3 protein-coding genes and 1 pseudogene are annotated in these 7408 nt (G+C 75.1%); 2 read left to right on the forward strand and 2 right to left on the reverse strand.

The genetic code is table 11. The features are described 5' to 3' along the window. Nucleotides 1–52 precede the first annotated feature (52 nt). Nucleotides 53–2356, reverse strand: a complete 2304-nt coding sequence (locus AC07BF_RS26040; protein WP_363581315.1) for a sigma-70 family RNA polymerase sigma factor — start codon at nt 2354–2356, stop codon at nt 53–55. A gap of 338 nt (nt 2357–2694) precedes the next feature. After that, nucleotides 2695–3558 carry a TetR/AcrR family transcriptional regulator gene (locus AC07BF_RS26045; RefSeq protein WP_363628083.1) on the reverse strand — a complete coding sequence of 288 codons (864 nt, stop codon included), beginning with the start codon at nt 3556–3558 and terminating at the stop codon, nt 2695–2697. A gap of 573 nt (nt 3559–4131) precedes the next feature. On the opposite strand from AC07BF_RS26045, the gene AC07BF_RS26050 reads away from it, so the two are divergent. Both AC07BF_RS26050 and AC07BF_RS26055 read left to right on the forward strand, forming a co-directional pair. Further along, entirely contained in the window at nt 4132–5469 is a 1338-nt protein-coding gene (locus AC07BF_RS26050) for an NAD(P)/FAD-dependent oxidoreductase (protein WP_380380867.1), read from the forward strand. A 168-nt stretch (nt 5470–5637) separates the two neighbouring features. Then, nucleotides 5638–6933 (forward strand): annotated as a pseudogene (locus AC07BF_RS26055) (PP2C family protein-serine/threonine phosphatase); the annotation flags it as partial. Nucleotides 6934–7408 lie beyond the last annotated feature (475 nt).

The following is a 7408-nucleotide window of genomic DNA, read 5'->3' on the forward strand; positions in this document are numbered from 1 at the left end:
AAGCCCCACCCCGTGTGGGTCCCACCCCACGCAGCCCCCGCCGAGGCCCGTTTCAGGAACACCTGAAGCGGGCCTCGGCCCAGTCCGCCACGTTGAGCGCCGACCAGATCCCGTGCACCGGGGTGACCACCAGCCGGATCGACTTCTGCCCGGCCAGCGGCACGTGCACCGGTACCGCGTCGTCCCCCGCGGCGAGCGGGAGGGAGCGCCACAGGGTGCCGCCGTCGCCGCCCTGGACGGAGAAGACCACGCCGCCCGGCGAGAGCGTGGCGTCGTCGACTCCGGCGACCGCGTCGAAGGACGTGCAGCTGCGGTTGAGGTCGATCAGGGTGGTCGCCGGGGCGTGCACGGTGATGGCGTGCCCGTGGCGTTCGCCGCCGATCCAGGCGCTGTCGTGCTGCCAGAACCAGTCGCTGCCCTTCTGCCGGATGCTGGGGCCGGGCGGCGGCACCCGGTTGTTGCCGGGCTTGACCACGGGCAGTGAGTCGGCCCAGAAGTCGGTGGGCGCGGGCGGCGAGGGCGGGGTGACCGTCGGGGTGGGCAGCGGCGGCACGGTGGGCGTGGGCACGACGGGGATGACCGGCGGCTCGGGCGTGGGCAGCGGCGGCACGCTGGGCGTCGGCACGGCGGGGACGTCCGGGGCCGGCGGCGGCGTGGGGGTCCGCTTGGGCGTCGTCGAGCTCGGCGTGACCGGCGACGCGGCCTTCGTCGTGGTCTGGGCGGCTGCCGGGGCGGGCGTCGACCGGGTGACCGGCGTCGCGCTCGGGCTCGGGCTCGGCTCGGACGGTGCCGGGGCGGCCGCGGTGCTGCTGGGCGCCGGGTCGGCGGGCGCGGGCGGCCCGGGTGCGGGGGCCTGCGGCCGGGGGGTGGCGGGGGCGCCGGCGGCGGGAGGCGCGGCCGTGGGGGGCTTGGGTTCGGGCGAGCCGGTGAGCGCGTACGCGGCGACGGCGGCTGCGGCCACCGCGACGGCGGCGGCGATCCCGGCCTTGGCAGCGGTGCCCAGGCCCTCGCCGGCCGCGGCGCCGGCTCCGGCCCCGCCTCCGCCGGAGGCCGCACCGGCGCCCGCACCCGCTGCACCCGCACCCGAACCGGCTCCCGCGGTTCCGGAGGTGGCCGCCGCGGTGCCCGCAGCCGCACCGCCGACCGCGGCGGCTCCGCCGACGGCCGCCGCGGCGGCGCCGAACCCGCCGACCCCGATCCAGACGAGCACGCCGCCGGGCAGCAGCGCGCGCAGGCCGGTGTTGATCTCGGTGAGTTCGAGGCAGGCGGCCGTGCAGCGGTCGCACCCCTGGAGGTGCCGTCCGACCTCCGCCGAGGCCCGCTTGCGCAGCGATCCGCGCGCGTACGCGCCGAGCCGGTTGGCGTACGCCTCGCAGGTGCGGTCCTGGCTGCCGGAGACGTGCGCCTGGAGGAAGGCGGCGGCGAGCCGGTCGCGGGCCCGGTGGGCCTGGACGGCGGTGGCGTTGGCGGTCTTGCCGAGCATCACGGCGACGGTCTTCGGGGACTCCCGCTCGACCTCGGTGTGCCAGAGCACCACCCGGTCGTCCTCGGGCAGTTCGGCGTAGGCCTGCATGACCATGCGCTGGTCGGCCATGGCCATCGCCCAGGCATCGGCGCCGGGGTCGGCCAGGTCGAGGTCGACGACGGCGGCCGAGGTCTGGGCGAACACGCTGAAGTCGTCGACGAGTTGCTCGCGCCGCTCGCTGCGGGTCCAGGCGGCGGCGACGTTCCGGACGGCGGTCAGCAGGTAGGCGCGGACGGCGAACTCCGGGCCCTTGCCCGCCCTCAGGGCTTGCAGGGTGCGGGCGAAGACCTCGCCGGCGAGGTCTTCCGCGGTGAAGCTGTCCCGGCAGCAGGTGCGGGCGTAGCGGCGCACCGAGTCGGCGTGCCGGCGGTAGATCTCCTCGTACGCGGTGTCGTCGCCGGCCCGGACCCGGGCGGTCAACTCGGCGTCGGAGGCCGGGCGCTCGCCGTCGACCGGGTCGGCGGGGGCGGGCACGGTGGGGCGGGCGGGGCGGCCGGCGCCGACGAACGCCTCGGGGGCGACGCCGCCCCGGCCGGCCGGGGCCTGGCCGGGCACCCGTCCGGGTGGCAGCGCGGCGGCGGAGGCGGAGAGGGACTCGCGGCTGGGCATGCCCGCCTGGTCGGGCACGTGTCCGGTGGTCGGGCCGGTGGCCGAACCCGGTGCGGCGCCGGGTACTTGGGCCGGGCCGCCGGAGGCCGTGGCGGGGCCTTCGGACGTACTGGACGTGCTGGACGTGCTGCCGGACGAGCCGTCGGCCAGTCCCCCGGTCAAGCCTCCGGACGGGCCGAAGTCGAGGCCGTACCCGTAGTCGTTCTGTTCCTCGGCGCTCACAACGGACCCCAGATTCCACGACAGCCCCCGCAGTGTGGCAGGGCGCGCGGGAGCGCGTGGGCGCACGGTTCCGCGCTGTACGGCGCCGAGGGCGCGCGAAGGGCGCGCATCGGGACATTGGCTCCAACCACGGGCAAAGGATGGCATAGCGCAGAGATGGGCGGTAGCCGGACCGGCCGGGACCCACTCTTCCGAGGAGCCGTCGCGGATGTGTTCGGCCAGCACAGGGCGGGTGGTTGCGTACCGCCCGCACCCGGCGCGCGTGACTGGTCCGCGCGCCGGTCTCCCGTCCAACTCCCGTCCCCGCCACCTGCGGGGTCCGCGCCCGTGGTGGCGCGTCAGCGTGCCCGCAGGCCGTCCAGCAGGATCTCCAGCAGCCGGTCCGAGGGGCCGGCGGTCGGCTGCCCCTCTGCCTGCTGCCCCCCGGCCGAGAAGCCGGCCGTGGTCGGCGCGGTGCGGGCCGCGTGCACCGGCACCGAGGCGGTCAGCACCAGCACGACGTCCGACACCGTGACGCCCGGCCGCAGTTCGCCGGCCGCGCCGACCCGGGCGACCAGGGCGGCCAGCAGTTGCAGCAGCAGCCGGGGATCGGCGTCGGCCGCCGACGGCTCGACGGCCGCACCGTTCTGCGCGTCCTCGCCGCGCAGGTCGAACCGGACGGCGGCCGGCTCGGGCACCCGCTGCTCGGGCACCCGGCCCAGCTCCTCCGCGTACCGGAACGCCTCCGGCGGCAGCAGCCGCCCGGCGCCGGTGCTGACCGCCCGGGCCAGGTAACCGGCCAGCGACTCCCAGGCGCCGCCGCCGCCGTACAGCGACTCCCGCGCCTGCGCGGTCAGCCAGGCCACCTCCTCGGCGGCGATCCGCTGGACCAGCACCTCCTTGCTCGGGAAGCGCCGGTAGACCGTCCCGACGCCGACCCCGGCCCGGCGTGCGACCTCCTCCATCGGCGCGCCGTAGCCGAACTCGCCGAACACCTCGCGGGCGGCCCGCAGCACGCTCTCCAGATTCCGCCGGGCGTCCACCCGTAGTCGGGCCCCGGGGACGTGCACGGTGGCCGGTGGTGGCTCCACCCGGTAGGGGACGCCCGGATAGGCGGCCCCGACCTCCGGTGGCAGGTCCACCGGGCCGCGCTGTTCCGGCACCATGCCCTGGCCGGCGTGCGGTGTTCCCGTTCGCCCCAACACCTGCTCCTGCTCCATCATCCCAACTCTCCCCCGCAGGCGCCCGAACCCGGACCCTGTCGTCGCCCGCCCCTGCACCCCCCGGTGCAGCTCAGCCCGTCAGAAATGACCTGATGACCCATCGCTCGTTGCCGCCCGTCCCGTTTCGTGACCACGGTTCGTGCCTCCGGGCCGGCTCGCGTCCGGCTCGGCGCGTCGGCACCGTCCGGGGCCTTGTCCGGGAACTACCCTTCCCCGGATGACTGTCCCGCAGTCGGGTTCTCGAGCCAACGCTGGAACTGGCCGTAGTGGCCGCTCCACGGTGCGTCGCCGCCGATTGTCATGGCGGTAACCGCTCCGGCACACAATCCGACCATAGTTCACGCCTGTTCGCGGCCGAAAGTCCGTCAGAAAGTCGCCCGGGCAGCACAACTGGCCCCACCCGTCGACTCCCGTCACATCCGGCGCGGTACGGACTGTGGACAAGACCGCCCCTGCCGGTCCTTCATAGGGGGGCGCGAGGGGGGACACCCCCGGCCGCGGGGCCGGGAGGAAGCGCCAATCGGCAGGAGGTGCACCATCAGAATCCTGATCGCCGGCGGAGGCTGCGCCGGGATGGCCACCGCGCTGCACCTCCAGCGCGGCCTGCGGGAACGGCTGCGACGCGGCGAGGTCGAGATCACCGTCGTCGAGCCCCAGGCCTACTTCACCTACCACCCGCTGCTGGCCGAGGTCGCGGCTGGCTCGATCGACCCCCGGCACGTGGTCGTCCCGCTCCGCCGGGCCCTGCCGGACTGCCGGGTGCTGACCGCCCGGATCACCCGGATCGAACACGCCGCCCGCCGCGCCTTCGCCGACGCCGCGGGACCCGGAGAGGCCGCCGCGCCGATCGAACTCCCCTACGACGTCCTGGTGGTGGCGCCCGGCTCGGTCTCCCGGACGGCGCCGGTGCCCGGCCTGGCCGAACACGGCCGCGGCTTCTCCACCGTCGGCGAGGCCGTGGGCCTGCGCAACCACGTCCTGGAACAGCTCGACCTCGCCTCCGCCACCCGCGACCCGGCCCTGCGCCAGGCCGCGCTCACCTTCGTCTTCGTCGGCGCCGGGTACGCGGGCGTCGGCGCGCTCGCCGAACTGGAGGACATGGCCCGGACCGCGGTGCGCGGCTACCACAACGTCCGCCCCGAGGACCTGCGCTGGGTCCTGGTCGAGGCCACCGACCGGATCCTGGCCGAGGAGTCGCCGGAGCTGGCCGAGCACACCCTCGGCCAGCTCCGCGAACGCGGCGTCGACATCCGGTTGCGCACCACCCTGGCGTCCGCCGCGGACCGGGTCGTCGCCCTGTCCGACGGCAGCCGCTTCGGTGCCCGCACCCTGGTCTGGACGGCCGGGGTGCGGCCGGCCCCGCTGCTGCGCGACACCGACCTGCCGCTGGACACCCTCGGCCGGGTCCGCTGCCTCGCCACCCTGCAAGCCGTCGGCCCGGACGGACGCGCGCTGCCCGGCGTCTGGGCGGCCGGGGACTGCGCCGCCGTACCGGACCCCGACGCGGACGGGGCGCCCTGCGCGCCCAACGCCCAGCACGCCTTCGCCCAGGCCGAGCTGCTCGCCCGGAACATCGCGGTCGCCCTGGACGCCGGACCGCACGCCCCGGGCCTCGCCGAGTACCGGCCGGGCCACGCCGCCTGCTCGACCTCACTGGGCCTGCGCCGGGCCGTCGCCCACACCCGGCGCGGCCGCCGGATCACCGGGCGGCGGGCCTGGTGGCTGCACCGGGCCCGGCACCTGCGGCGCCTGCCGAGCGCGGAGCGCCGGGTGCGGGTGCTGATGGACTGGGTGCTGGGCGGGCTGTTCTCCCGCGAGGTGGTCTCGCTGGGGGCGGCGGAGCATCCGCGTCCGGAGTTCGAGGCCGGGTCCGGGCCGCGGCCCGACGGCGGTCCGGACGCCCCGCGGTGAGCGCCCCGGTGCCCCGCGCCGGGGCGGAACGGGCGGCCACGCCGGGCGGGCGACTTCCGGAATCGGGCCCTTGCCTGACAGGATCAGCCCAACCTAGTCATTACCCCGTGTGCTGATGCGCACACAAAAAGTGATGATATGCCTGGAAATCGAGGAAGCGGCCGTCGTTTGAACCTCATGCGCTGGAGCGCCCGGCTCACCGGAGTCCCTTGGCGTGCCGCCCCGCCGACCGGGGCCGGCACCGACGAGGGCGCGCCCTCCGCCGACGGCGTCGTCGTCCCCGGCCCCCGCGACCCCACCAACCTGGCCACCGCCGCCGAACTCCTCGACCTGCACAAACCCCAGAACCTGCGCGAGGTCCTCAACCGGATCCCCGCCCCGGTGGCCGTCACCTACGGCCCGCTCCACCAGCTCGGCTACGCGAACCGCGCCTACCGCGAACTCTTCGGAGACCGCACCACCGGCCTGCCCGCCGGAGAAGCCCTCCCCGAACTCGGCACCATGGGCGTCCTGGCCCTGATGGACCAGGTCATCCGCGGCGGCCGCCCGCGCAGCGTCAAGGCCCGCTGCATCCTCGGCCTCACCGGCAACCGCTACTACAACGTCTCCTGCGTCCCGCTCGGCCCCGGGGACACCGGGGACACCGGGGACACCGGGGACACCCCCACCGAGGGACCGCCCGCCGGCGTCCTGATCTTCGCCGCCGAGGTCACCGACCAGGTCCTCGCCGCCGCCCGGCTCCGCGAAGCCGAACGCCGCCAGCGCGAGGCCGCCGTCACCCTCCAGCGCAGCCTCCTCCCGCAGAAGCTCGACCAGCCGGCCGACCTGAGGGTCGCCGCCACCTACCAGCCCGGCGGCGCCGAGGCCGCCGTCGGCGGCGACTGGTACGACGTCATCGCCATCGACGGCGGCCGAACCGCCCTGGTCATCGGCGACGTGATGGGGCGAGGCCTGCGCGCCGCCGCCGTCATGGGCCAGCTGCGCACCGCCGTCCGCGCCTACGCCCGGCTCGACCTGCCCCCGCACGAGGTGATGCGCCTGCTCGACGGCCTCGCCATGGAGATCGACGCCAACCAGATCGCCACCTGCACGTACGCCGTCTGGGACCCGCAGCGCCGCACCCTCTCCTACGCCTCCGCCGGGCACCTCCCCATGCTGCTGCGCTGCCCCGACGGGACGGTCCTGCGCAGCGAGGAGCAGAACGGCCCGCCGCTCGGTACCGGCGACGGCCTCCACGTCTCGCACACCCTGCGCCTGCTGCCCGGGACCACCGGCGTCCTCTATACGGACGGCCTGGTCGAACGCCGCGACGAGGACATCGACGAGGGCCTCGACCTCCTCGCCCGCACCCTCACCGGCGCGGTCGGGGCCCCGGAGGTGATCTGCGCCCGCCTCCTGCGGGCGATGGGCGTGACCTCCGAGCACGACGACGACGTCGCCGTCCTGGCCTTCCACCTGCCGGCGGAGGAGGCGGAGGAGAAGGCGGAGGAAGAGGTGGCCGAAGAGAGCGCCACCGAGGCGGAACCGGCGCTTGACTCGGCCTTGCCCGAGGTCTAGTGTTCTTCGAGCTGCCTGGCAGGGAGCACCGGACACGCATTTGCGCGGACGGTCCCGCCGTAGCCAATCCTTTCGAAACACCACTTCCCGGTTCGGGCTGGGTCGCGTCTTGTCGCGGCTTGGTTCCTATTCGGCTTGTTCGTTTTATTGGATTGCGGTCGATTCGCTTTTCGGAGCAGGGATCGGCTAGAGTTTGAAACGTCGGACGGGGCGTCAAGCCGCAGAAGACACCAGCGAGTTGGATGAACGAAGCACCGGAAACGGAGCGGAAAACATCTGGTAAGCTGGAAACACGAAAGAACGAAGCGCCCGGAGGGCCCGCTGGAAGGCGGTCCGAAGGAAGTGTCCGTTCCTTGAGAACTCAACAGCGTGCCAAAAGTCA

It is taken from the genome of Kitasatospora sp. NPDC043950, from assembly GCF_056435345.1.